Raw genomic sequence first — 21,893 nt, 5'->3', positions numbered from 1 at the left:
GGGGCACCGACTAGACCGAAGAAGTGGAGTCAAGAGATGTCGAACGTTGGCACCCCGAAGACCGCTGCGGAAATCCAGAAGGATTGGGACACCAACCCCCGCTGGAAGGGCGTCACCCGCAACTACACCGCGGAGCAGGTTTCGAAGCTCCAGGGCACCGTCGTCGAAGAGGCCACCCTGGCCCGCCGCGGTTCGGAGATCCTCTGGGATCTCGTGAACAACGAGGACTACATCAACTCCCTGGGCGCCCTCACCGGCAACCAGGCCGTGCAGCAGGTCCGCGCCGGCCTGAAGGCCATCTACCTGTCCGGTTGGCAGGTCGCCGGTGACGCGAACCTGTCCGGCCACACCTACCCCGACCAGTCGCTGTACCCGGCCAACTCGGTGCCGTCGGTGGTCCGCCGCATCAACAACGCGCTGCTGCGCGCCGACGAGATCGCCAAGGTCGAGGGCGACGACTCGGTCAAGAACTGGCTGGCGCCGATCGTCGCCGACGCCGAGGCCGGCTTCGGTGGCGCGCTGAACGCTTACGAACTGCAGAAGGCCATGATCGCCGCCGGCGCCGCCGGCGTGCACTGGGAGGACCAGCTGGCCTCCGAGAAGAAGTGTGGCCACCTGGGCGGCAAGGTGCTGATCCCCACCCAGCAGCACATCCGCACTCTGACCTCCGCGCGTCTGGCCGCCGACGTCGCCGACGTGCCGTCGGTGATCATCGCCCGCACCGACGCCGAGGCCGCCACCCTGATCACCTCGGACGTGGACGAGCGCGACCGTGAGTTCCTGGACGGCACCCGCACCGCCGAGGGCTTCTTCGGCGTGAAGAACGGCATCGAGCCCTGCATCGCTCGCGCCAAGGCCTACGCGCCCTACGCCGACCTGATCTGGATGGAGACCGGCGTGCCGGACCTCGAGGTCGCGCGCAAGTTCGCCGAGTCGGTCCGCGGCGAGTTCCCGGACCAGCTGCTGGCCTACAACTGCTCGCCGTCCTTCAACTGGAAGGCGCACCTGGACGACGCGACCATCGCGAAGTTCCAGCGTGAGCTCGGCGCGATGGGCTTCAAGTTCCAGTTCATCACCCTGGCCGGCTTCCACTCGCTCAACTACGGCATGTTCGACCTGGCCTACGGTTACGCCCGCGAGGGTATGACCGCCTTCGTCGACCTGCAGGAGCGCGAGTTCAAGGCCGCCGCCGAGCGTGGCTTCACCGCCATCAAGCACCAGCGCGAGGTCGGCGCGGGCTACTTCGACACCATCGCCACCACGGTCGACCCCAACACCTCGACCGCGGCGCTGAAGGGTTCGACCGAAGAGGGCCAGTTCCACTGAGCGATCAGTATTTCCAGGCTCACTGAGCAATCAGTGATTTCCCCGGCGCAGCCGGGGACGGTGGCCGGGACCCGGTCCGCATCACCCGGGTTCCGGCTCCGCCGGAAAAGCGCGAAAGCGCTTCACCCACAAACCAATAGCCGCCCGGCATAGGGCGCACCTCGGCCCTTCCCGCTGAACAGCCCCGGCGGGAAGGGCGTCCCTATTAACGTTTCCCGTCGAAGGCGCGGGGCTCTACGAGAGCCGACACCTTCCACCGAACAGATAAGTCACCGACAGCCAGACACCAGGAGCGGGACGTGAGCAGCGAAAAGATTCAACGCGTCGGAATCATCGGCGCCGGACAGATGGGCGCCGGAATCGCGGAGGTTTGTGCGCGGGCGCATGTCGACGTGCTCGTGTTCGAACCCACTCGGGAGCTGGCCGCCGCCGGTCGCGCCCGCATCCTGCGGTCGCTGGATCGTGGCGTGTCCTCCGGCAAGATCACCGAGCGCGAGCGGGAGCAGACGGCCTGGCGGCTGCGGTTCACCTCCGACCTCGGCGATTTCGCCGACCGTCAGCTCGTGGTCGAGGCGGTCGTGGAGAGCGAAGAGGTCAAGACCTCGATCTTCGCCGAACTCGACAAGGTCGTGACCGATCCGGACGCGGTGCTGGCCTCCAACACCTCCTCCATCCCGATCATGAAGGTCGCGGTCGCCACCACCCAGCCCGAGCGGGTCGTGGGCATGCACTTCTTCAACCCGGTGCCCGTGCTGCCGCTGGTCGAGCTGGTGACCACGCTCAAGACCAGCGAGGCCGTCTCCAAGCGCGCCGAGGCCTTCGCCTCCGAGGTGCTGGGCAAGCAGGTCGTGCGCTCGGCCGACCGCTCCGGCTTCGTCGTGAACGCGCTGCTGGTGCCGTATCTGCTCTCGGCCATCCGGATGGTCGAATCCGGTTTCGCCACAAAGGAAGACGTCGACAAGGCCATGGTGCTGGGCTGTGCCCACCCGATGGGCCCGCTGGCGCTGACCGACCTGGTCGGCCTCGACACCGTCAAATCCATCGCCGACTCCATGTACTCCGAGTTCAAGGAGCCGCTGTACTCCGCGCCTCCGCTGCTCATGCGCATGGTCGAGGCCGGTCTGCTCGGCAAGAAGACGGGCGCTGGCTTCTACCAGTACAACAACAGTCGTGTCTGATGACGCCGCCTTCGGCGTCGCGTGTTCGCGGCCCTGAGGCTCGCTCCGGAGCGGTCGAGACTCGCGCCTCGCGCATGCGCTTCGACCGCTCCGGAGCGAGCCTGCCGCGAACGGCGCTCGTAAGACTCGCACCCGAGTTGGTTGCGCGAGTGCCGGGCGTCACCACCCATGGTCTGAGCCGCCGCGCTGGTGGCGGCATTTCCCGTTATCGGGCATAAGCTGCATAAAGGGTCGGGCTGAACCCGCAGCTCGGAAGGAGTGTCCCGCTCATGGTCAACGTCACCGACGGCTTCGGATCGAGCATCCTCGGATATCCGAGGATCGGACCGCACCGGGAACTCAAGCGCGCACTCGACGCGTACTGGCACGGCGGCATCTCCCGCGAGGAGCTGCTTCGGGTCGGCCGGGAGATCCAGGACAGTCAGTTCGCCGAACTCAATGCCGCGGGGCTGACCCAGGTCCCGGGCAACACCTTCTCCTTCTACGACCACATCCTGGACAACGCGCTGCTGTTCGGCGCGGTCCCCAAGCGGTTCGAGCCGTATCGAGAAGGCTTGCATCCCTTGGACTTCTACTTCCTGATGGCCCGTGGCCGCCCGGATCTGCCGCCGCTGGAGCTGGTCCGGCTGTTCGGCTCCAACTACCACTACCGTCAGCCCGAGTTGGACGCCGACACCGAATTCTCGCTGCATCCCGAGGCCCTGCTCGACGAGTTCGACCGGGCCAAGGCGAAGGGCATCGAACTGCGCCCGGTCGTGCTGGGTCCGCTGTCGCTGCTGCTGCTGTCCAAGGCCGGCCAGGTGCCCGGTGAGGACGAATTCGATCGACTCTCGCTGCTGGACAAGCTGCTTCCGATGTACGAGCAGCTGTTCGAGATCCTCGCCAAGCGCGGATCGACCTGCGTGCAGCTGGACGAGCCGTGCTTCACCAGCGATCGCACCCCCGAGGAGTTGGCCGCGTTCGAGCGCGCCTACCAACGGCTTTCGACCGCGCCGCTGCGTCCGCGCATCCTGGTCACCGGCCAGTACGGCGATTTCGGTGAGGCCGTGCGCGTTCTCGCCCGGACCGCCGTCGAGGCCATCGGCCTGGATCTGGCCAGCTACCGGGTGCGTCCCGAGGAGCTCGCCGAGATCCCCGGCATCAAGCGCAAGCGCCTGTACGCTGGTGTGATCAGCGGGACGAATGTGTGGCGCGCCGACCGCTACGTCACCCTCACCTATCTCAACGAACTGGCCCAGGTCTGCCCGGATCTCGTGGTCGCCACCGGCACCACGCTGCTGCACGTGCCCTACGACCTGCTCGTCGAATACGATATCGAGGGTCCGGTCGCCGATCGCCTCGCCTTCGCGAAACAGAAGGTGCTCGAGGTGGTTTCGCTGGCCAAGGCGCTCACCGAGGGTCCGTCGGAGAAGTGGCGCAAGCGACCCAGCGAGGTGCACTTCAAGCAGAAACACGCGGTGCGCCAACGGGTTTACGCCGTGACGCAGGATATGCGCGAGCGCGAACCGTACGAGGTGCGCCGGGAAGCGCAGCGGCAGAAGCTGAATCTGCCCGTTGTGCCCGCCACCACGCTGGGCTCCTTCCCGCAGACCGCCGCGGTCCGCCAGGCCCGCTACGACCTCGGCGAGGGGCGACTGTCCTACGAGGAGTACCGCAAGCGTATCGAGGCCGAGATCGAGTCGACCATTCGGCTGCAGGAGGACATCGGCCTGGATGTGCTCGTGCACGGCGAGCACGAGCGCAACGATATGGTCCAGTACTTCGCCGAACTGCTCGACGGTTTCGCCACAACGCATTTCGGCTGGGTGCAGGTCTACGGCTCGCGCTGCGTGCGTCCGCCGATCCTCTACGGCGATGTCGCGCGGCCCAAGGCGATGTCGGTCGAGTGGATCACCTACGCGCAGTCGCTCACCGACAAACCGGTGAAAGGCATTGTGACCGGGCCGGTCACAATGGTCGCTCGCTCGTTCGTGCGCCAGGATCAGCCGCTGTACGAGACGGCCGATCAGGTCGCGCTGGCGATCCGCGACGAGCTGGCCGATCTGGAGAAGGCCGGGGTGGCCATCATCCAGGTCGACGAGCCCGCCGTGCGCGAACTGCTGCCGCTGCGCCCCAACGGCCGTCGCGAGTACCTGCGCTGGGCGGTCAACGCGTTCCGGCTGGCTACCTCGGGCGTCAAGTCCGAGACCCAGATCCACACTCATATCGCCTATTCCAGTCGCGCCGAGATCGTGCAGGCCATCGAGGAACTCGACGCCGACGTCACCGCCATCGTCGCCAGCCGCTCCATCGACTGGGTGCTCGAGGCCCTGCAGAAGGACGCCGACCAGGGCCACGGCCTGTCCCACGGCGTGGGACCCGGTGTGTACGAAAGCCGTTCGGCCCGCATCCCCGATATCGACGAACTCGACGAGGCCCTCACCGCCGCGGCCGAGGCCGTTACCCCCGAACGCCTGTGGGCCAACCCCGACGGCGGCCTGAAGACCCGCCACTACTGGCAACTGGAACCCTCCCTCCGCAATATGGTCGCCGCCGCCCGCCGCGTGCGCCGACGGTCCGAATCCGAATAGGGCTGCGCTCTCGACGTCGTTGCGGCAGGATCATTGCCGCAACGACGGCCGGGTGGCGGACGGGAGAATCGTGGTGAGTCGCGGAATGCGCGGTATCGGACTGTGCGCGATCCTGCTGGGATTGACGCTTCCGGTGGTCGAACCTGTTGCCGCACAAGCTGAATCGAACAACTGCGCCGCGAGCGCGGCCACGCTCATACCCGCGACCGCGCCCCTTCTCGACTATGCGGAGAACCTGACCTACGACCAGCATGGCAATCTGTGGGTGGCCCGGATCGGGCGGAATCAGTTGCAGCGCTACGACAGTGCCGGGCGGATGACGGCGACGGTCGCGGTCGAGTCGCCCGGTGCGGTGCGAACGGGGCCGGACGGATTGATCTACGCGGTGTACGGCGATTCGCCGCTGAGCCGGTTGCCCGGCACGGTTGGCGGGGGTGTGGTCCGCTTCGACCCGGAGGCCGCCACGCCGATTCCGGAGGTCTTCGTCTCCGGCCTCGGCATGCCCAACGGGGCCGCCTTCGACTCCGCGGGGAATCTGTACATCGCCGATACCGCCGAGGGCGTCATCCGAATTCGCCCCACCGGCGTGATCGATACGCAGTGGAGCGCTCACACCGCGATCCCCGGAGCCAATGGCATCGTCGTCTCCGACGACCTCGTCTACGTGACCGAGTACTACAGCCTCGACGGCCGCGTCGTCCGCATCCCGATCGCCGATCCCGCCGCACGGACGACCGCCGCGAACGTACAACTCGGATCCTCCCGGTTGTCCGCCATGCCGGACGATCTCGCGCAGGCTCCCGACGGCTATCTCTACGACGCCACCACCACCGGCTCGCTCGTCCGTATAGATCCGCTCGCCCACACCACCTGTCAGGTGTATTCCGGCGCGGACCCGCTGACCGCGGTCGCCGTCGCCCCGGACGGATCTCTGGCCGTCTCCACCATCGGTGGACGGGTATTGCGCGTTCTACCCGCCTGACCAACTCACGGGCACTACGCTGCCATCCGGAATCACCGCGGTGTCGAATCCTTGATGGAGCTGGGTCCACAGGAGGTTGGTCGGTGCGTGTTCGCAGGTCGTTGGTCCGCGCGATGGCGTGGATCGCCGTGGGGGGCTTGGGGTTTTCGGCTACGGCGCTGGCGCGGCCGGGCGATGCGCACGCGACCGAGGCGCTGCCCGGCGTGCTCACCGGCTGGGACTCCTACCGTCACCTCGAGCGGCTGCCGTATCTGGGCCTCGGGGCGCAGACGCTGCAGAGTTCGAGCTTCGATCGCAGCGGTGGCAACAACGACGGCGCGGGCGGCTGCGTCGGCGCGGGTGGGGCCGGATGCGTGGTCGCCGAGGATCACGGTGCGGGCGAAGTCGATTCGATCTGGTTCACCATCGATCGCGGTGATGTGACCGCCCTGGGCGAGCTGCGGATCGAGCTGGACGGGCGGACGGTCGTGAGCGCGCCGCTGCAGGCCGTGGTCGACGGCGCGCTGGGTGCGCCGTTCGCATATCCCTTGGTGGCCAACGCCGATCAGTCGCCGGGCGGGGTGTACATCAAGGTGCCGATGCCGTATCACGATCGGATGCGGGTCAGCGTGCAGAACCCCGTGCAGTACTACCACGTGACCTATCGGCATTTCGCGACCGGAATCGGGTTGGACACCTTCGATCCGTCCGATCGCGCGGAGGATGTGCTGGCCATGCTGCGCTCGGCGGGCGGCCACGATCCGAAACCGCCCGCACCCGGAGCGCGGGCCCAGCGGCAGACCGTCACCGTACCCGCGAACGGCAGCACGACGATCGCCGGTGCGACCGGACCCGGCGCGGTCTCGGCGCTGCGACTGCGGCTGCCGAATGCGGGATCCTTCACCGCGCTGCGGCTTCGAATCGCTTTCGACGGAAGGGATTTGGTCGATTCCCCGGTGAGCGAGTTCTTCGGGCTCGGTCTCGGCCCGGGCGGGGTCGTGCCCGTGCGCGCCCTGATGTTCGCCGCGGATCCGCGACCCGGCGGGTGGGTTTCGGCATGGTGGCCCATGCCGTTCGCCGCGGCGCTGTCGGTGAGCCTGGTGAACACCGGCGGCGACCCGATCGACGGCATCGATACCGAGGTGGTGGTCGATCCGGATCCGCAGTGGGCAACGGCCCTGCTGCTGAAGTCCGCGGGCTACTTCACCACCCGATCGCATGCGGGACCGACCGAGCCGGGCCGGGATTGGATATTCGCCGACGATTTCGGGCGCGGCAAGTTCGTGGGTGTCAGCCAGACCATGCGCGGCGGCTCGCCGTGGTTTCTCGAGGGCGATGAACACGTCTATGTCGACGGTTCGCCGGTACCGCAGATCAATGGAACCGGGACGGAGGATTTCTACGAGGGCGGCTGGTACTTCGACAGCGGCCGCAGTTACAGCCTGCCGTTGACGGGAGCATCCACCCCCGCCTGCGCGGGCTACTGCGTGAACGCCTATCGGCTGATGCTCGCCGATTCGGTCGAGCACCTCGCCCATCTGCGTTTCGGTATCGAACACGGCGGTGTGAACGAGGAGCCGGCAGTTTACGGATCCACCGCCTTCCGTTACGCCGCAATGTAATTCACATCGGAAAAGGGGTTCGAGTGAGAGTGCTCGTGGCGGCCGCGCTGGTTGCCGTCGGCATATGCGTATGCGATTCGCCCGCCGTCGCGAATATCGTGCCCGAACGGGTTTCGAGCGGCGCGTTCGACAGGGTGTACGACCCGAGCGATGAACTGCGGAATTGGTACGTCAACGACCATTCGTTCGTCTTCGACGAGTCCGACGCCACCTGGCATCTGTTCGGCATCACCCATACCGAATTCGCGGCGCCCTACGGTGAGACGACGATCGGACATGCCACCGCGAAACAACTCGGCGGACCGTGGACCACGCAGCCCCCGGTTCTGAGGGCCGATCCCGCCTATGGGCGGCCCTACGGCGAAACCCATTTGTGGGCCCCGCATATCGTTTCCGAAGGCGGCGTCTATTACATGTTCTATTCGGGCGGCGCGCCGCTCGGCAGCCGTTCCGCGATCAGTCTCGCGACCTCCACCGATTTGGTGAACTGGACCCGCGATCCGGATGGTCCGCTGTTCCGCGACGGCTGGGACGCCCGCGATCCCATGGTGACGCGCGTGGGCGACCAGTGGGTCGTGTATTACACCGCGACCTCGACGCCGGTGGGCGGCAGCCACATCGTGGCCTACCGGACCAGCGCGGATCTACGGCATTGGAGTGAGCGCCGGACAGCCTTCACCGATCCCGGTCCGGTCGGCTTCGGCGGCGGACCGACCGAATCGCCGTTCGTCGTCCAGCACGGCAACCTGTGGTACCTGTTCATCGGCCCGCGCGGCGGCTATGTCGGCACCGACATCTTCTACAGCGACAACCCCTGGCATTTCGACAACTCGGCGCGGGCGGGTCATATCGACGCCCACGCCGCCGAGGTCGTCGCGGACGGTGATCGCTACCTGGTCAGCTCCGCGGGCTGGGGCCAGGGCGGACTTTCTCTCGCCCCGCTCGTTTGGCACACCGCCTGATCGGCCGATTATCCTGTCTCCGACCGATTTTCGACAGGAGGCGCAGCATGGGAATGTTCGACCAGTTCAAGGAAGTCGCCGAAAAAGCGAAAGATCTTGCCGCTCAGCATGCCGACAAGATTGATCCGCTGATCGAGAAGGCGGGCGACATCGTGGACGAAAAGACCGACGGCAAGTTCGCCGGACAGGTCGACTCGGTTCAGGACGCGGCGCGGAAGGCGCTGCGCGAACAGTAAATCGCATAGGCGTTTCGAGCGCCGCCTGCGCGGATTTTCGGCGGATTGCGCCTAGCATCGGCTAACGAATCGTTACTTCTCTTCGGCGTGGAAGGGACGGTCGATGCGGTCGCTGGCGGTGTTCGTTGTCGCACTCTGTTGTTGCACGGTGGTGACGTTCGGCGAGGCGTCGGCCGATCCGGTCGATTCGATCGAACGACCCGCCGACGGAAGTATTGCTCCCGAGGGGGCTAATGATTGGCAATGCGCACCGCGCGCGGTGCATCCGGATCCGGTCGTACTCGTGCACGGCACCTGGGGAAATCAGAACTCCTGGGATGTGCTCGCACCCGAGCTGCGCTCGTCCGGATATTGCGTCTATTCGCTCAACTACGGCCGCGACACCTCCAGCATCTGGGGCGCGCGCCCCGGTGTCTACGGCACCGGCGATATCCGTGCCTCGGCGCGGGAACTGGCCGCATTCGTGGAAAAGGTTCGCCTCGCGACGAATTCGCCACAGGTCGACATCGTGGCCCATTCACAGGGCGGTGTGCTCGCTCGGCAGTACATGCGTTTCGAGGGCGGTGCGAATCCGGCGGATCCGCAACAGAACAAGGTGCGCAACGCGGTGTTCATCGCCGCGACCAATCACGGCACCACGGCCATGGATATGGGCCGTCTGGTTCATCTGGGCAGCTCCGACGGACCCGCCGATCGAATGGTCGGCGCGGTGCTCGGCACCGCCGCGGCCCAGCAGGTCATCGGCAGCGATTTTCTGCATCGCCTCAACGCGGGCGGGGATACCGAACCCGGCGTGCACTACACGGTGATCGCCACCCGCGTCGATCAGGTCTCCACCCCGCCGGAATCCGCGTTCATGCGCCCGGGCCCGGGCGCGACCGTGGAAAACCTCTGGGTGCAATCGTTCTGCCCGACCGACGACACCGATCACGGTCGACTACCCCAGTCGCCCACCGTGATCGGACTTGTGAAACATGCCCTCGATCCCTCCTATCAGGAGTCGAATTGCGCCGCATGACCCCGAATTCGTACGACCACCGCGTCACCACGCCCGCGCCCCGGCCGTTCATGTTCCCGATCGTGCCCCTGCTGTGCCTGATCCCCGTGGCCTGGTTGAGTGCGAGCTGGTCCTTCGGCCGCGTGACCCGATGGCTCCGGCGCAGGCCCGCGAAATCCGTGGCCACGCATCGCACCCTGAGCGTCGCGGCTGTGTTGCCGGATCTGTACGACCGTCCTCGACACCGCACACCGGTCCATTCGGCATGAGCGACATACATATTCGCCGCTGGCTGGCCCCGGGCGTGCTGACCGCCGTGGTCGCGACCGCGGCCGCCGCGCCGCCACCCGACGCCTCCGCCACTCCGGCCCCCGACGCCGAAGCGGCAGTGCTGTCCGAAATCCGTGATACCGCCGCGGACCTCACACCGTTGCGAGGGCCCGATCGAGACGCGCTGGTCGCGGAGATCCGAGACCTACCGCTGTCGTCCGCCCGGGCCGCCTGGGACGAGACCGCGGCCTTCCGACTGCCCGCCGGACGTTCGGCGACGATCACACCCCTCACCGCGACGAACGGCGCACTCGCGGTGCTGTTCGCCGCCGACGGGACGATCATCCATCACGCCGAAACCGACCTCGTCCCAGGCACGGACGGCGACGCTGCCGTCACGACCCGGATCGACGTGCGTCCCGCAGAGACGCACGTCGTACCCGCCGATCGGCTCGCCGCCACCACACGCGATATCGCGGTGCGGGAGATCCTGCTCGGACCGGGCTGCTGGGCCGCGGTGACGACAGCCGTCCTCGCGACCCTGCTCGTGATAGTTCTGATCCCGCTCAACATGATCCCGTTCTTCGGGACCATCCTGTTCACCATCCTGGCCACCGCGCTGCTCATGACCTGGGTTCCGGCGATTCCCCTCTGCCTGGGCCTGTAGCTTTCCGGCCCAAGCCCGCCCGTGTTATCCGTCCGCTCCGGACATCGGAACTACTCGGGCACGTCGGCGTCGAGCGGCACATTGACCCAACTGGGCGCGTCCGGATCCAGCCGCAGATGCTCCGGCCGCAGCCCGCTGTCGACCAGCGCCGGCAGCGGCGGCACACCCTTGGGAAAGTTGCTGGCGTACACATCGACTCGCAGCCGATGTCCCGGTTGCAGCACCGCATCGGTCGGAGTCAGCGCGATATCCAGCGTGACCGGCTCCCCGGGCACGGTGGTCTGCCGCCGATCGATGTCGACATACGGCACGGGCACCGTGTAGTCGCCATCGGCCGACCGCTTGCTCTGCGCATCGTCGATCTGCCGCAGCGACGCCACCAGCTGACCGGTGGTGAGCTCGCGCGAATTGCCGTCGGGCGAGACGTCGTTCACCGTGGCGACCCAGTACCCGTCGGCGGCATCGTGAACCACATTGAGGTGTACCGCGATCGGGCCCGACAGGGTGGTCGGCCGGGTGACCGCGGCGCTGGTGAACGTGAGACCGTTGGCCTCCCAGATCCGCGAATCATCCGAACACGCCAGCACCAGCGCGGGAATCCCCGCGGCGATACGCGTGGTGTCGCGCGAGCACAGGCCCAGCACGCCCGGCGCGACGGTCAGATCGCGCACACCGGCCTGTAGCGGCTGCGCCGACAGACTGCCGTCGTACAGCGACGTCCCGGTGGTCCCGGACGGTCGATCGTCGAGATACATACGGCGATAGGTGATTTCCGCACGCGGGAAGGATGCCAGCCCGGTCCACCCGCCACCCTGCTGCTTGACGGTGATCGGACTGTAGCGATCGATCCCGTTATCGATCCCCTTGAGCCACTTGTCGAACCAGGCCCGCTGCAATACATCCAGGCGCGGCGGCATCCCCGGATGTCCGAAGCCGCCCAACCCCAGTCCGGAGTGATAACCGTCGCCCATGATCAGCTTCTTCTGTTCCAGCGGAAGCGGAATCGCGTTGAAGGCATCGGTCGCGGTGGTCCCGAACACATCGAACCAGGCATCGGCCATGAACGTGGGTACGGTGATCCCGGCCGGATCGGCGCTCAACCCCTGCCGCCACCGCGAACCCTGCCGGAACACGTCCAGCGTCTTGGGCATCAGCTGATCGACCCTGGTCGAACCCCAGGCATTGGCGACCACATCGAGGAAGGTGAGCGGATCGGCGAGGCGGTCCTGTAGCCAGCGCAACTGCTGCGCCGGATCGAACCTGCCCGCGAGCATCGACTCGACATCCGGGGCCATCTTCGCCAAATTGACTGCCAGCAGCCAGAATCCGAGAAATCCCAGCCCGACCGCACCGCCGGGTCCCGCGATATCGCGGAAGATATCGGCGCTGCCCTCGTAGGAGAACACGGCCTTCAGCGCCGGATTCTTCTGCGTGGTCGCCTGCAGGGCGGTGATCGCGGTGAACGAGGTGCCCATGGTGCCGATAGTGCCGTCGCTCCACGGTTGACGGGTGATCCAGTCCATGACCTCCGAGGTGTCGCGCCGCTCGCGCTCACCGAAGATCTGCCACTGCCCCTCCGAGGTCCCGGTTCCGCGCAGATCGACCTGGACCAGCGTGTATCCGGCCTTGGCCAGATCCCAGTCCTGAATCGCGGCCTGTACGGCACCGGAGTCCAATTGCCTTGTCAGATCGGTGATTCCGGACAGCGGTGTACCGCCGAGATTCAGCGAGGCGATCCAGGGCAAGAGCACGTTCTCGACGCCCGGGATATGCAGTAGCACCTGGCCTAGATTCATCACGACCTTGCCGTAACCCTGCATTTGCAAAATGACGGGGCCGGGCTGCTGGGCTACCGCCGAGCCGTGTGCCGGGCGCACGACGTCGGCCTTGAGTACGGTGCCGTCGCTCATTGTGATCGGCACGGCCATGTCGACGGAGATATCCGAATACGGTTGCGGCCCATCGACCGCCGCGGTCCAGGCCGCGGCCAAGTCGCCGCCATCGATACCCGTGAATTCGCCGGAGGTGGCGAGGGAGGAGGGTGCCGCGAAAGTTGTGCAGATTGCCGCGGCAACGGTAACTGTGAGTGTGCGGACTGTCAGATGGGTGAAAGTCGCTGTCTTCATTGAACTTCGCTTTCTGCCAGCTAACCCCTACCGGCGAGTAGGACTGTAACGGCAGTCACACGAACTTGGCAAGATAGCGATCGGTCACCATCGAAGTCGGGATACTCTAAGCTGGATTCGGTGCGGAGAACCCAACAGGAGCGCCGCGAGGCCACCATCACGAGGCTGATCGACGCGGCCATCGTGACGCTCGACGAGCTCGGCTACAGCCGGGCCTCGGCGAATACGATCACCGCGCGCGCGGGCCTGTCCTACGGCGCGCTGTTTCGACACTTCCCGACGATGAGCGAATTCATGGCGGCCACGGCGCGCGAAACCGTCCGGCGGCATACGGAATTGGTGTCCGAACGCGTCCGGGAACTGGCGGGCCGGGACGGTCGAACCGACCTCGAGGCCGTCCTGGTCGCCATGCGCGAACTCGTGCGCGAACCGACCCACCACGCCGTACTCGAGCTGACCGTGGCCGCGCGCACCGACGAGCAATTGGCCGCGGCCATGCGCCAGACCATGTTCGAGGCCGGACAGGTCATGATCGAGGCGGCCACCCGGATGGTCGGCCACGAATCCGACCTCGACGCCAAGGATTTCGTGACGCTGGTCTTCCTGATCGCGGATATCTCCGACAGCGAGGCCATCCAGCATCCGCTGCGGGCCCCGTATCCGGAGATCTACGATCGCCGCATTCATCTGCTCACGAAGATGCTGAAAGCACTGTCGCCGCAGTGGGATACGGCCGCCTCGAACTGAAGCTCACCGATCCAGCGCGGCGGTGAGCGAATCGAGTCCCGCCGCAATGGTTTCCGGACCGGGTGCGGCGGCCGGATCCAGCAGCCACTGGACCAGTAGGCCGTCCAGCAGCGTGAGCAGGATCGCGCCGAGGGCGTCGTCGGGATCGCCTTCCGGCGCGAGCATCCGCGCGAACGCGGTGCGCGCCTCCCGCTGCTTGGCGGAGATCTCGGCGCGCACCTCGCCGGAATGCAGTGCCTGGGCGAGACTTTCGATATTGGCCGCCCAGACGCCGTGATCCTCGGTGAAACTCGTGGTCAGCTTGGCCAGGAAGGTCCGCAGCCGCGCGGCGGGTTTGCGCTCGGCGCTCGATTCGAGATTGTCGAGAATGCGCTGCACGGCCTCGGTCGTCGATTCGATCATCGCCTGATTCAGCAGGGCGTCCCGAGTGCCGAAGTGGTAGTTGATCGCCGCGAGGTTACTGCCGGAGCGGGAGACGATATCGCGCACGGTCGTTCGCGCATAGCCCCGTTCGGCCAGGCACTGCTTGGCCGCGGCCAGTAGATCGTCCCGAGTTCCCACGTCAGCAGGGTAGCAAGCGACGACTGACAACCGTTTCAAACAAACGTATTGCACAGATGTATAAAACGCTCGTATGCTTCCGGCCATGACGCAACGACCGATTTCGCCGCTGGAACAAGGCTTCTTCAGCGCGGGCGCCCAGCTGGGTTCCGTGCCCGTGGGCGGCATGCCGCTGTTCATCGGGTCGACGATCGAGGGCGAACTCGACCTCGACGCGCTGCGGGAGGTGCTGGGCGAACTGGTCGCCGGGCATCCGCTGCTGCGCTGCGGCCACGTCCTGGACGACGGCGTGCCGATGCTTCGCCTGATCGAGGGGTATCGGACGCCGCTGGCCGTGGCCGCGGGTGGCGAGGAGGAATATCTGCGCTTGGTGAATCAGCCGCAGGATTGGACCGCGGGACTGTTCCGCGCGGTGGTGCTGCGCGAAGGCCGGGTGAGTCGAATCGTGCTGGTGATTCATCACGGGATCTCGGACGGGCGTTCGGCTTTCGCGCTGTTGGGGGAGCTGTGGCGGCGCTACACCGCGCGCGTGGTCGGCGCGCCGATGCCGATTACCTCTGCGACGCAAGAACTTCCGCAAGCCGTGGACGATCTGCTGGCGGCGACGATGCCCGAGGCGGAGGCGCTCGATCTGCTCGACATGATGCGGGGCATGCTGATCGAGCCGCCGCACACCCTGCCCCGCGACGGCGCGGCCGGTGATCCGCTCGGTCGCTACGCCGTGGATCGAATCGAATTGGACGACAGGGAAACCGGGCGTGTGGTCGCGGCGTCCCGGGCCGCCGGGGTGTCGGTCCACAGCCTGCTGAGCGGGTACGCGATGGCCGCCGTACGGGCGCAGTTCGAAACCCCGGCCGCGCTCTCGATGATCTGCGGCTACGCGGCCGATATTCGCGGCGCGCTGGACCCCGCGCTGCCGGAGAGCCTCGTGCTCAACTGCGCCTCGGGTGCGGGCACCCCGCTGTCGATCGGTCCGGACGCCGATCCGATCGAGTTGGCCCGGCTCGTCGACGTCGATATCCGCACCGCCCGCGAGCGCCGCGATCCGGCGCGACTCGCGGTGGCGTTCCGGCATATTCGCGACGAGGCCACCGCCACGATGTTCAGCGCCCCGCCGACGATCGCCCTGTCGAATATCGGCCGCGTTCCCGCGCACGCGACTCCGGCCGGGGTGCGCATCGTGCGTGACGACGTCTACGCCATGGGCCCCGGTATGCCGCCGAAACTCACCATCTTCACCCTCGGCGACCGCCTCACGATTCAGGTGGAATACGACACCGTCGACCACAGTCGCGCCCAGTTGACCCGGGTTCGCGAGGCGCTCACGACGGCACTGCGTCGGATCGAGGTTCCCGAAGTCCCGGCAGCGACGCACTGAGCGCGAACGCGCTGAGAACGAGACTGCCCTCGACGACGTGCACGATATTGCCGAAGGTGTCGACGGCCATGAGGTGCAGGACATTTCCGCCGCCGAGGAAGCCGAGCGCGGCGATCAGGAGATAGAAGGGACCGCAGGTCCAGGTGTAGACGAAGGCCCGATTGCCCCGAGGCGCGGCGACCAGCCCGGCCAGGCCCGTGAGGAGATGGAACAGCGCGTGCCACCCGTTGACGGTGACGGGTATGAAGGCCAGGAATTGGATCGCGCAGGACCGCGTCCGCCCGGCTGCCCGATCGCGGCCATCGCGCTCGGCGCGGGCCCCGAGGACGCGGGATTGCTGGAAGCCGCGAGATTCGCCGAGGCGGACGCGGCGGGCCTCGCGGCCCTGTTCATCGCGGTCCTGGAGGGTGGTCTGGTGCTGTGCCGCACCGAGGGAAGTAATGAGCGCTGGGCCGCGTCGCGGCCGGACTCGAATACGCCTTGCGCAACTGAGGCCATCCCCGCGGCCGTCGTTGTGCTGTGCGCTGGATATTCCACCGCGGGGATGCCATTGCGGGTTTTCGTCTAGGCAGCACCTCCTTTGAATTCGGTCCAGAACTGATGGCGCACCGCATCCCAGAGCGCGGTGAACTCCGGCAGGAACTCACGCACCGAAGCGAGATCCGGGCGCGGATCTCGCTCGAACGTCGCGAGTGTCGTGCCATCGCAGACTTTGCGCACCGCGACGATTTCGAGGCGTTGTAAGTCCCACCGCCACAGCGCCTCCAGTCCGTCGAGTTCGGTGCGCTGCATTCCACTCAAGCCGTCCCCCTTTCGTTCGCTGACGGGATCAGGGGACCATGGCGTCGGTGCGGAACCGGGAAAATCAGTCCGTCCGAGACGGTTTCGCGCGAAACCGCAGGAAGAGGTTCATTACGGGAGTAAAGTCGGTACCGCGCTGGATACCGGATAGATCCACTTCTGTAGGGGGTAGTCGATCCATGTCCAACGACGATGACGACCAACCGTCGACTCTGGCGCAGCGCGAACTCGGACGCTTCCTTCGTGAGAAGCGTGAGGGTATGGGGTTCACGATGCTGCAGGCGGCGCGGTTGGTGGGGTTGAGTAAGACTGCGCTCCAGCGTTTGGAGACAGCGAGATTGAAGAGGAAGTATCGGCCTCAGGATGTCGAGGCGCTGTGTGAGCTGTACGAGGTGAGCGATGAGGAGACCACTCATGCAATGGAATTGGTCAAGCAGGCTCGAATGGCCATGGCCGTTAGCGGTTTGTACGTCGACGCCAAATTGATTACGTACGTCGGACTAGAATCAACAGCGCGTGAATTGATTTCCTATGAAGAGATTGTTCCTGGCTTACTGCAGACGCCGGACTACGCACGAGTGTTGATCAGTGGCTGGTTTCGGAACGATGATGCAGAGAACATCGAGCGGCGTGTTGCACTGCGGACGAAACGGCAGGTCCTGGTGACGCGTCGAGCAATGCCGCTGAAATTTCAAGTCCTGCTTCATGAGTCGGCCCTGCATCGCTTGATCGGCAACAAGCACATCATGCGCGCTCAGTTGCATCATCTCGCCGAGATGAGCAAGCGGTCGAACATTGAGATTCGCATCGTGCCGTTCTCTGCTGGCTGTACTTGGGGAGTGGTGCCTGGAATGTTCTCGATTCTCGACTTCGGTGTCGATTCGCGAGGTAATCGGGTGCAGCCGTCCCTGGTCTTTCTGGAAGGTAGTGGCAAGTTTGATCTCTACGTTGAGGGAGATGAGGTGAAACGTTACTATGAATTGGCTTCCGCAATGCGGGAAACCACTCTGGACGAACAACAATCGCGCGACCTCCTGAGGCGGGCGGCGAGGAGTTACGAGAGATGAGCGATCTGGCCGGGGCGGATTGGTTCAAGTCGAGTCGCAGCAATGGGAGCGGGGCATGCGTCGAGATCGCCTGGCTGCCCAACGGCGAGACGGCCGTACGTGATTCGAAGGACCCCACCGCCCCGGCCTTGGTCTTCACCGCTGCGGAGTGGACCGCCTTCATCGAGGCGCTCCCTATTCAGTAAGGGCACTTAGGGATTCGCCCCTAACCCCGCGGAGCTAGCCCGAATCCACTCCCGGGAGTGATGCCCGCCCACGGCCGCGCTTCCTACCGTGACAATCGTGCAGATAAGAAAATACGCGGCCGCCGCCCTGCTGGCCTCCAGTTTCGCCCTCTCCGCCGGATTCGCCAGTGCCGCAACGACTACCGCCGTCTCCGCCCCCATGGACACCGGCAGCGCGGCCCCCGCGCAGCCCTACCGCACCCCGCCCACCCAGAACGCCTGGGACGACGATTGCGACGGCTACAACTACACAACCGTGGTCGGCTGCCCGGGCTACCTCCCGCCCCAGGCCCCCGAACCGGTGACCCCGCCGACCCAGCCGACGATGCCGCCCACGACCCTGCCCGTCGATACCCACGACTCCGGTTCGACCACACCCGGACACGTCGAAATACCGTCCGTCTCCCAGAACAATCACCCCGGCGCATAACGTCGCCGCAGTTTATGGACACCTTCACCTGGTGTCCGGAATATCCGAGTCATCCTAGACTGGCCGCATGCGCGCCCGACGGCTCCCAGTCCTTCTTGCATTCGCCCTGCTCACGCCCCTCGCCGCGGCCTGCTCGGCGGAGGGGCCGGGCACCTCCACCAACTGCGAGATCAGCGCCTGCACGGTGACCTTCGCCCGCGGTGTCGACGCGCAGGCCAGCATTCTCGGCATTCAGGCCAAACTCATTGCGGTGGACGGCAATATGGTCACCCTTGATGTGGCGGGCCAGAAGGTCACCGTCCCTGTCGGGGAGACGCAGCCCGCCGACGGCCGCAGTGTCACGGTGCAGGAGGTCACCGCCGACAAGGTCATCGTGCGCGTCGCCACCGGCCTCACCTCCGGATAGGCCCGAGCTGCCGGTGCGGGCGATTCCTACTCCAACTGTCCCTCGTTGAATTCATCGGTCCCGCACAGACTTTCCGTGCGCGACGACTCGGTCGGCCAGGTGACCCCGGGATCGAAGGTCCACTGCGAGATCGGTCCGGCCGATCGCCAATACAGGCCGCCGCCCTCGGGGACCGCCTCGAAGATGTCACCGACGCCCGGGACCAGCTGCGGGCCCGAGCAGTAATCGTCGAAATCGGTGCCCGGCTGGCGAGCGCCCTCGCTGTACAGACCCGCGGGTTCGGGCTCCGCGCCCGGATTCGGCACGGTGCTGGCCTGATTCGTCGCGGCCCCCTCGGTCCAGGCCGCCGCCGCGCCATCGGTACCGCAACTGTAGACATGACCTCCGGCAACGACTGTCGAGCCCTGCGGATGCGGGCCGCCATCCCACAGGCAATCGGCTCCACCGGGGGCCGCGTGCGCGACCACTGTGCCGAGGCCGACATATCCGGTGGCCACTGCGGCCACGGCGAGCAGACGAACGGTTCTCATGGCTTCGATTGTCGGCTTGTCACGGTTGCGAATCGCCTTGTCACAGCTGCTAATCAGGAAGGTATCAGCTGACCGCAAGCCATCCAATTGTCTCGCGGCAACGAAGTTCTGATTGGAACAAACGTCGAGGAGCGGGAGTGACCTTGGAAGCATGACGAAGTGGTCGATTGGTGCTCGCGGTGATGGCCGCCATAGTGTGTTTCGGGGTGGCTGCGCAGAGTTCTGTCGGGGTGGCGGGCGGACGAGCCCGACAGCGGGTTGGCGGCTCATAGCGCCGAGCTGCTGTCTGCGATGAAAAAGCTGAAGGACGAGGAGTTTTCGCAGAGCGATGACGAGCGGCTGCGGCAGTCGGGCCTGTGCACGTCGAAGCAGGAGGAGAATGCCGAGGGCAATGGATGTGCGGGCAAACGGAAGGCCAGCGCTCAAAAGCGGCTGGACGCCGTCGACAAAGCCATTGCGGAAACCATGAACGAAGAAGACGAAAAGCGGCTCACCCGAGTAACTCCCTTGGAGATGCGATCCGATGTCGGGGTTGCGCCCGAAACCCGGGATATCCCTCCGGCGCGCGGCGCGGCACTGGACGCGAAGGCGGCCGCTGTTCTCGCCTACGAACTGGACGGCAAGGAATCCCTGAAGGATCGGCAGGACGCCGACAGGGCCGAGGCGATCGCGTTGGAGATGTGGGACATGATGGGCTGGAACGTGAGCTGATAACCGGCTGCGGCACAACCGTTTCCACACATTCCACCCATATTCGGCGGTAGGCTCCTGATCTCGCTATAACTCAGGAGAACACCATGGTTCGAAAGTTAGCCGCCACCTTCGCCGTCGCCGCCGCCCTCACCGGGGCCTCCGGCGCGGTCGCCTCGGCCGCCACCCCCACGGCCCCCGCTCCCGTCCAGCCCGTCGCCGTCCAGCCCGTCGCCGCGGGCCAAACCCAAGCCCTCGCGGGCGGGCAGGTCGGGGCGGTCGTCGGAACGGTGGTCGGCGTCGGAGTCGGCGCGGTGGCGGGTGGGGCCTTCGCCTGTATGGTCACCCTGCCCGTATGCCCCGCGACCGCACTCGTCGGCGTCGGCGTCGGCGCGGTGGCCGGTGGCGCGATCGGCGGCGCGGTGGGTGCGGGCGTCGGCAGCGCGATCGGCGCGCAGATCCCGGGTTAGCCCGAAATCGGCCCGGCACAGTCGAAATGGCTGTGCCGGGCCGAATCATCTTTCACCGGAGCGTCGAGCGCAATTCCGTCTTCCCCGCGGCAGGGGCTTGATTCGGCAAGCGGTATCGGATAGAACTTGTTCGTTGCGATCCGCAACGCGAAACATTCTGCACGCCAATGGGTTGCGTGCACGGGGGTCCGGGAGGATTTGGAAAATCATGCGTAGCACCATGCGCAAAATCGGTCGTAAGGCTCTCATCGCGGCATTGCCGCTGGCGATCGCGACGACTTTCGCGAGCGCGGGTACGGCATCCGCCGAGGTCACAAGTATTGTCCCGCAGTCGGTTTCGGTCGTGCAGGCCCCGGTCGCGGTTCAGCCCGTCGCTGAGGCCGCCGTCCAGCCGGTCGCCGAGTTCGTCGACCAGGCCACCGCCGCCGATATCGCGCCGTCCGACGCTTCGGAGGACGCACAGCCGGTGGCGGCCGAGGCGGCCCAGGATATCGCCACGAATCCGAATGCGGCCAACCATGATCCGCTGGGCAATGGCGCGGCGGCCGGTGCGATCGTCGGCGCGGTATTCGGTGCGGTCGTCTGTGGCGTCACCATTATCGGCATCCCGCTCATTCCGCTCTGCATCCTCGGCCCCGCGCTCCAGGGCGCGCTTATCGGCTTGATCGTCGGCGCGATCGCCCCCGACGTCATTCCCCAGGTCCTGCCCTGATCCCTTGGCAGTGAACGCTTCTCGCCCCCGGTAGTCGAATCCGATTCGGCTACCGGGAGCCGGGTCGACCTCACCGACTCGAGCCCGCTCCCGATGCGGTGGTAGGCGCCGACGCCCCAGACCGCCGGGTGTGAATCATCGCGAAACAATCCGTTCATTGTGAATCCCCCATAGTGAACGAAATATCGAACAGCGTCGGCGGAGCATCGTCGATCCGCCGACACCGACCCCCAGTTCCCCCGGGCTCTCATGCTCCCCGCTCGAGCACCCGCATCCACTGTAACATGAACATTATTCATATTTATGTTCATGTCGTGTCAAGATGACGAGTGTGGCCCCCGAACGTCAGCACCGTCGCCGAGAACCGGTCCAGGAGCGCAGCCGCGAGCGCGTCGAACGCCTGCTGACCGCGGCCAGGGAACTGCTGGACGAGCAAGGCCCGCAAGCGGTTACGACCCGCTCGATAGCCGAACGCGCCCGCCTGCCTGTGGCCACCCTCTACCAGTACTTCGCCAATCGCGAAGCGGTACTGGGCGAATTGGCGCTGCGCCTGATGGACCGCCTCGACGAGGAACTCCCACAACGCCTGGCGGCCCTACCCGCCACCACCCTCCCGGACATGGTCCACCAACTGATGGAACTGCACCGCGAGATGTACCGCAGTGAGTACCCCGACCTGGTCCCCATCTACTACGAGTCCCGCCGATCCGGCGCCACCCCCGACGCGATCCCCCACCGCCGCCGCTTCGCCCACATGGTCCACGAATCCCTCATCACCCGAGGCCTACTCCCCGCCGACACCGACCCACTGATCACCGAACTGGCCGTCGAATTGGGCGAACGCGCGGTGGAACTGGCTTACCGGCACGCTCCGGGCGGGGATCCGGTGGTGTTGTCGGAGGGGACTCTCGCGGTGACCTTGTATCTCGAATCCCATGCGGGCGGCGGTGGCTGATGAAACT

General features: G+C 66.1%; 26 protein-coding genes. 21 read left to right on the top strand and 5 right to left on the bottom strand.

Going from position 1 to position 21,893, the window contains the following annotated elements:
• Positions 1-36 precede the first annotated feature (36 nt).
• The 10 genes from aceA (at position 37) to NP4_RS19575 (ending at position 10,789) form a co-directional block, all read left to right on the top strand.
• Positions 37-1,326 carry an isocitrate lyase gene (aceA, locus tag NP4_RS19620; RefSeq protein WP_067999726.1) on the top strand — a complete coding sequence of 430 codons (1,290 nt, stop codon included), beginning with the start codon at positions 37-39 and terminating at the stop codon, positions 1,324-1,326.
• A 299-nt stretch (positions 1,327-1,625) separates the two neighbouring features.
• Positions 1,626-2,504 carry a 3-hydroxybutyryl-CoA dehydrogenase gene (locus NP4_RS19615; protein WP_067999723.1) on the top strand — a complete coding sequence of 293 codons (879 nt, stop codon included), beginning with the start codon at positions 1,626-1,628 and terminating at the stop codon, positions 2,502-2,504.
• Between the two features lie 269 nt (positions 2,505-2,773).
• Entirely contained in the window at positions 2,774-5,074 is a 2,301-nt protein-coding gene (gene metE / locus NP4_RS19610; protein WP_067999721.1) for a 5-methyltetrahydropteroyltriglutamate--homocysteine S-methyltransferase, read from the top strand.
• A 73-nt stretch (positions 5,075-5,147) separates the two neighbouring features.
• A complete protein-coding gene (locus NP4_RS19605) occupies positions 5,148-6,056 on the top strand; it encodes an SMP-30/gluconolactonase/LRE family protein (protein WP_147287918.1) in 909 nt (302 codons plus the stop codon).
• Between the two features lie 83 nt (positions 6,057-6,139).
• Complete coding sequence (locus tag NP4_RS19600) at positions 6,140-7,657, top strand: glycoside hydrolase family 172 protein (protein WP_245997707.1); 1,518 nt, start codon at positions 6,140-6,142, stop codon at positions 7,655-7,657.
• 23 nt (positions 7,658-7,680) lie between these two features.
• Positions 7,681-8,619: a glycoside hydrolase family protein gene (locus NP4_RS19595; protein WP_245997709.1), complete on the top strand. Its 939-nt coding sequence runs from the start codon at positions 7,681-7,683 to the stop codon at positions 8,617-8,619.
• Between the two features lie 47 nt (positions 8,620-8,666).
• On the top strand, positions 8,667-8,855 hold the full coding sequence (locus NP4_RS19590; RefSeq protein ID WP_062509387.1) for an antitoxin: 189 nt from the start codon (positions 8,667-8,669) through the stop codon (positions 8,853-8,855).
• A gap of 148 nt (positions 8,856-9,003) precedes the next feature.
• On the top strand, positions 9,004-9,873 hold the full coding sequence (locus NP4_RS19585; protein ID WP_169813770.1) for a lipase family alpha/beta hydrolase: 870 nt from the start codon (positions 9,004-9,006) through the stop codon (positions 9,871-9,873).
• A complete protein-coding gene (locus tag NP4_RS19580; protein WP_067999713.1) occupies positions 9,870-10,121 on the top strand; it encodes a hypothetical protein in 252 nt (83 codons plus the stop codon). The genes NP4_RS19585 and NP4_RS19580 overlap by 4 nt, the downstream gene beginning before the upstream one ends.
• Positions 10,118-10,789, top strand: a complete 672-nt coding sequence (locus NP4_RS19575; protein ID WP_067999711.1) for a hypothetical protein — start codon at positions 10,118-10,120, stop codon at positions 10,787-10,789. Before NP4_RS19580 ends, NP4_RS19575 begins: the two co-directional genes overlap by 4 nt.
• A 50-nt stretch (positions 10,790-10,839) precedes the next feature.
• Here NP4_RS19575 and NP4_RS19570 read toward each other — a convergent pair whose 3' ends face one another.
• The gene (locus tag NP4_RS19570; RefSeq protein WP_067999709.1) at positions 10,840-12,915 is read right to left on the bottom strand and encodes a CocE/NonD family hydrolase; all 2,076 of its coding nucleotides are present in this window, start codon (positions 12,913-12,915) and stop codon (positions 10,840-10,842) included.
• A gap of 120 nt (positions 12,916-13,035) precedes the next feature.
• Here NP4_RS19570 and NP4_RS19565 point away from each other — a divergent pair, with 120 nt between their 5' ends.
• Complete coding sequence (locus NP4_RS19565) at positions 13,036-13,662, top strand: TetR/AcrR family transcriptional regulator (RefSeq protein ID WP_067999708.1); 627 nt, start codon at positions 13,036-13,038, stop codon at positions 13,660-13,662.
• Positions 13,663-13,665: 3 nt separating this feature from the next.
• Here the strand turns inward: NP4_RS19565 and NP4_RS19560 are convergent, their stop codons facing one another.
• A complete protein-coding gene (locus tag NP4_RS19560) occupies positions 13,666-14,223 on the bottom strand; it encodes a TetR/AcrR family transcriptional regulator (RefSeq protein ID WP_067999707.1) in 558 nt (185 codons plus the stop codon).
• 85 nt (positions 14,224-14,308) lie between these two features.
• On the opposite strand from NP4_RS19560, the gene NP4_RS19555 reads away from it, so the two are divergent.
• Positions 14,309-15,601, top strand: a complete 1,293-nt coding sequence (locus NP4_RS19555; RefSeq protein ID WP_169813769.1) for a phthiocerol/phthiodiolone dimycocerosyl transferase family protein — start codon at positions 14,309-14,311, stop codon at positions 15,599-15,601.
• Here NP4_RS19555 and NP4_RS43390 read toward each other — a convergent pair.
• Positions 15,546-15,785 carry a hypothetical protein gene (locus NP4_RS43390; protein ID WP_373863849.1) on the bottom strand — a complete coding sequence of 80 codons (240 nt, stop codon included), beginning with the start codon at positions 15,783-15,785 and terminating at the stop codon, positions 15,546-15,548. The two genes, NP4_RS19555 and NP4_RS43390, sit on opposite strands and share 56 nt — an antisense overlap.
• 33 nt (positions 15,786-15,818) lie before the next feature.
• Between NP4_RS43390 and NP4_RS42665 the strand changes: the two genes are divergently transcribed.
• Positions 15,819-16,169, top strand: a complete 351-nt coding sequence (locus tag NP4_RS42665) for a hypothetical protein (protein WP_245997711.1) — start codon at positions 15,819-15,821, stop codon at positions 16,167-16,169.
• Here NP4_RS42665 and NP4_RS19545 read toward each other — a convergent pair.
• Positions 16,166-16,393 carry a hypothetical protein gene (locus NP4_RS19545; protein WP_067999702.1) on the bottom strand — a complete coding sequence of 76 codons (228 nt, stop codon included), beginning with the start codon at positions 16,391-16,393 and terminating at the stop codon, positions 16,166-16,168. The two genes, NP4_RS42665 and NP4_RS19545, sit on opposite strands and share 4 nt — an antisense overlap.
• 188 nt (positions 16,394-16,581) lie before the next feature.
• On the opposite strand from NP4_RS19545, the gene NP4_RS19540 reads away from it, so the two are divergent.
• The 4 genes from NP4_RS19540 to NP4_RS19525 all read left to right on the top strand — a co-directional run bounded on the left by NP4_RS19540 (position 16,582) and on the right by NP4_RS19525 (position 18,529).
• Positions 16,582-17,469 (top strand): helix-turn-helix domain-containing protein, encoded by an 888-nt coding sequence (locus NP4_RS19540; protein WP_067999700.1) that lies wholly within the window; start codon positions 16,582-16,584, stop codon positions 17,467-17,469.
• The gene (locus tag NP4_RS19535; protein WP_067999698.1) at positions 17,466-17,654 is read left to right on the top strand and encodes a DUF397 domain-containing protein; all 189 of its coding nucleotides are present in this window, start codon (positions 17,466-17,468) and stop codon (positions 17,652-17,654) included. The genes NP4_RS19540 and NP4_RS19535 overlap by 4 nt, the downstream gene beginning before the upstream one ends.
• 97 nt (positions 17,655-17,751) lie before the next feature.
• Positions 17,752-18,123: a hypothetical protein gene (locus NP4_RS19530; protein WP_147287919.1), complete on the top strand. Its 372-nt coding sequence runs from the start codon at positions 17,752-17,754 to the stop codon at positions 18,121-18,123.
• A 67-nt stretch (positions 18,124-18,190) separates the two neighbouring features.
• Positions 18,191-18,529, top strand: coding sequence for a hypothetical protein (locus tag NP4_RS19525; protein ID WP_067999694.1), 339 nt, complete (start codon positions 18,191-18,193; stop codon positions 18,527-18,529).
• 26 nt (positions 18,530-18,555) lie between these two features.
• Here the strand turns inward: NP4_RS19525 and NP4_RS19520 are convergent, their stop codons facing one another.
• On the bottom strand, positions 18,556-19,059 hold the full coding sequence (locus tag NP4_RS19520) for a hypothetical protein (RefSeq protein ID WP_067999692.1): 504 nt from the start codon (positions 19,057-19,059) through the stop codon (positions 18,556-18,558).
• 291 nt (positions 19,060-19,350) lie between these two features.
• Between NP4_RS19520 and NP4_RS19515 the strand changes: the two genes are divergently transcribed.
• The 4 genes from NP4_RS19515 to NP4_RS19500 all read left to right on the top strand — a co-directional run bounded on the left by NP4_RS19515 (position 19,351) and on the right by NP4_RS19500 (position 21,886).
• Entirely contained in the window at positions 19,351-19,770 is a 420-nt protein-coding gene (locus NP4_RS19515; RefSeq protein WP_147287920.1) for a hypothetical protein, read from the top strand.
• Positions 19,771-19,856: 86 nt separating this feature from the next.
• Positions 19,857-20,219: a hypothetical protein gene (locus NP4_RS40030; RefSeq protein WP_082876011.1), complete on the top strand. Its 363-nt coding sequence runs from the start codon at positions 19,857-19,859 to the stop codon at positions 20,217-20,219.
• Between the two features lie 208 nt (positions 20,220-20,427).
• The gene (locus NP4_RS19505; RefSeq protein WP_147287921.1) at positions 20,428-20,931 is read left to right on the top strand and encodes a hypothetical protein; all 504 of its coding nucleotides are present in this window, start codon (positions 20,428-20,430) and stop codon (positions 20,929-20,931) included.
• A 322-nt stretch (positions 20,932-21,253) separates the two neighbouring features.
• The gene (locus NP4_RS19500; RefSeq protein WP_067999687.1) at positions 21,254-21,886 is read left to right on the top strand and encodes a TetR/AcrR family transcriptional regulator; all 633 of its coding nucleotides are present in this window, start codon (positions 21,254-21,256) and stop codon (positions 21,884-21,886) included.
• Positions 21,887-21,893: the final 7 nt, after the last annotated feature.

The sequence above is a fragment of the Nocardia pseudobrasiliensis NBRC 108224 genome (assembly GCF_001613105.1).
GTDB classification, from domain to species: domain Bacteria; phylum Actinomycetota; class Actinomycetes; order Mycobacteriales; family Mycobacteriaceae; genus Nocardia; species Nocardia pseudobrasiliensis.
This window is presented reverse-complemented; position numbering and strand designations above follow the sequence as displayed.

Bases quoted from the DNA above. Each gene is read 5' to 3' on its own strand.
- metE (WP_067999721.1), top strand. From the start codon at position 2,774: ATGGTCAACGTCACCGACGGCTTCGGATCGAGCATCCTCGGATATCCG.
- NP4_RS19575 (WP_067999711.1), top strand. From the start codon at position 10,118: ATGAGCGACATACATATTCGCCGCTGGCTGGCCCCGGGCGTGCTGACC.
- aceA (WP_067999726.1), top strand. From the start codon at position 37: ATGTCGAACGTTGGCACCCCGAAGACCGCTGCGGAAATCCAGAAGGAT.
- NP4_RS19515 (WP_147287920.1), top strand. From the start codon at position 19,351: ATGAAAAAGCTGAAGGACGAGGAGTTTTCGCAGAGCGATGACGAGCGG.
- NP4_RS19555 (WP_169813769.1), top strand. From the start codon at position 14,309: ATGACGCAACGACCGATTTCGCCGCTGGAACAAGGCTTCTTCAGCGCG.
- NP4_RS19525 (WP_067999694.1), top strand. From the start codon at position 18,191: ATGCGCGCCCGACGGCTCCCAGTCCTTCTTGCATTCGCCCTGCTCACG.
- NP4_RS19505 (WP_147287921.1), top strand. From the start codon at position 20,428: ATGCGTAGCACCATGCGCAAAATCGGTCGTAAGGCTCTCATCGCGGCA.
- NP4_RS19570 (WP_067999709.1), bottom strand. From the start codon at position 12,915: ATGAAGACAGCGACTTTCACCCATCTGACAGTCCGCACACTCACAGTT.
- NP4_RS19545 (WP_067999702.1), bottom strand. From the start codon at position 16,393: ATGCAGCGCACCGAACTCGACGGACTGGAGGCGCTGTGGCGGTGGGAC.
- NP4_RS19535 (WP_067999698.1), top strand. From the start codon at position 17,466: ATGAGCGATCTGGCCGGGGCGGATTGGTTCAAGTCGAGTCGCAGCAAT.
- NP4_RS19580 (WP_067999713.1), top strand. From the start codon at position 9,870: ATGACCCCGAATTCGTACGACCACCGCGTCACCACGCCCGCGCCCCGG.
- NP4_RS19540 (WP_067999700.1), top strand. From the start codon at position 16,582: ATGTCCAACGACGATGACGACCAACCGTCGACTCTGGCGCAGCGCGAA.
- NP4_RS19500 (WP_067999687.1), top strand. From the start codon at position 21,254: ATGACGAGTGTGGCCCCCGAACGTCAGCACCGTCGCCGAGAACCGGTC.
- NP4_RS19520 (WP_067999692.1), bottom strand. From the start codon at position 19,059: ATGAGAACCGTTCGTCTGCTCGCCGTGGCCGCAGTGGCCACCGGATAT.
- NP4_RS19590 (WP_062509387.1), top strand. From the start codon at position 8,667: ATGGGAATGTTCGACCAGTTCAAGGAAGTCGCCGAAAAAGCGAAAGAT.
- NP4_RS40030 (WP_082876011.1), top strand. From the start codon at position 19,857: ATGGTTCGAAAGTTAGCCGCCACCTTCGCCGTCGCCGCCGCCCTCACC.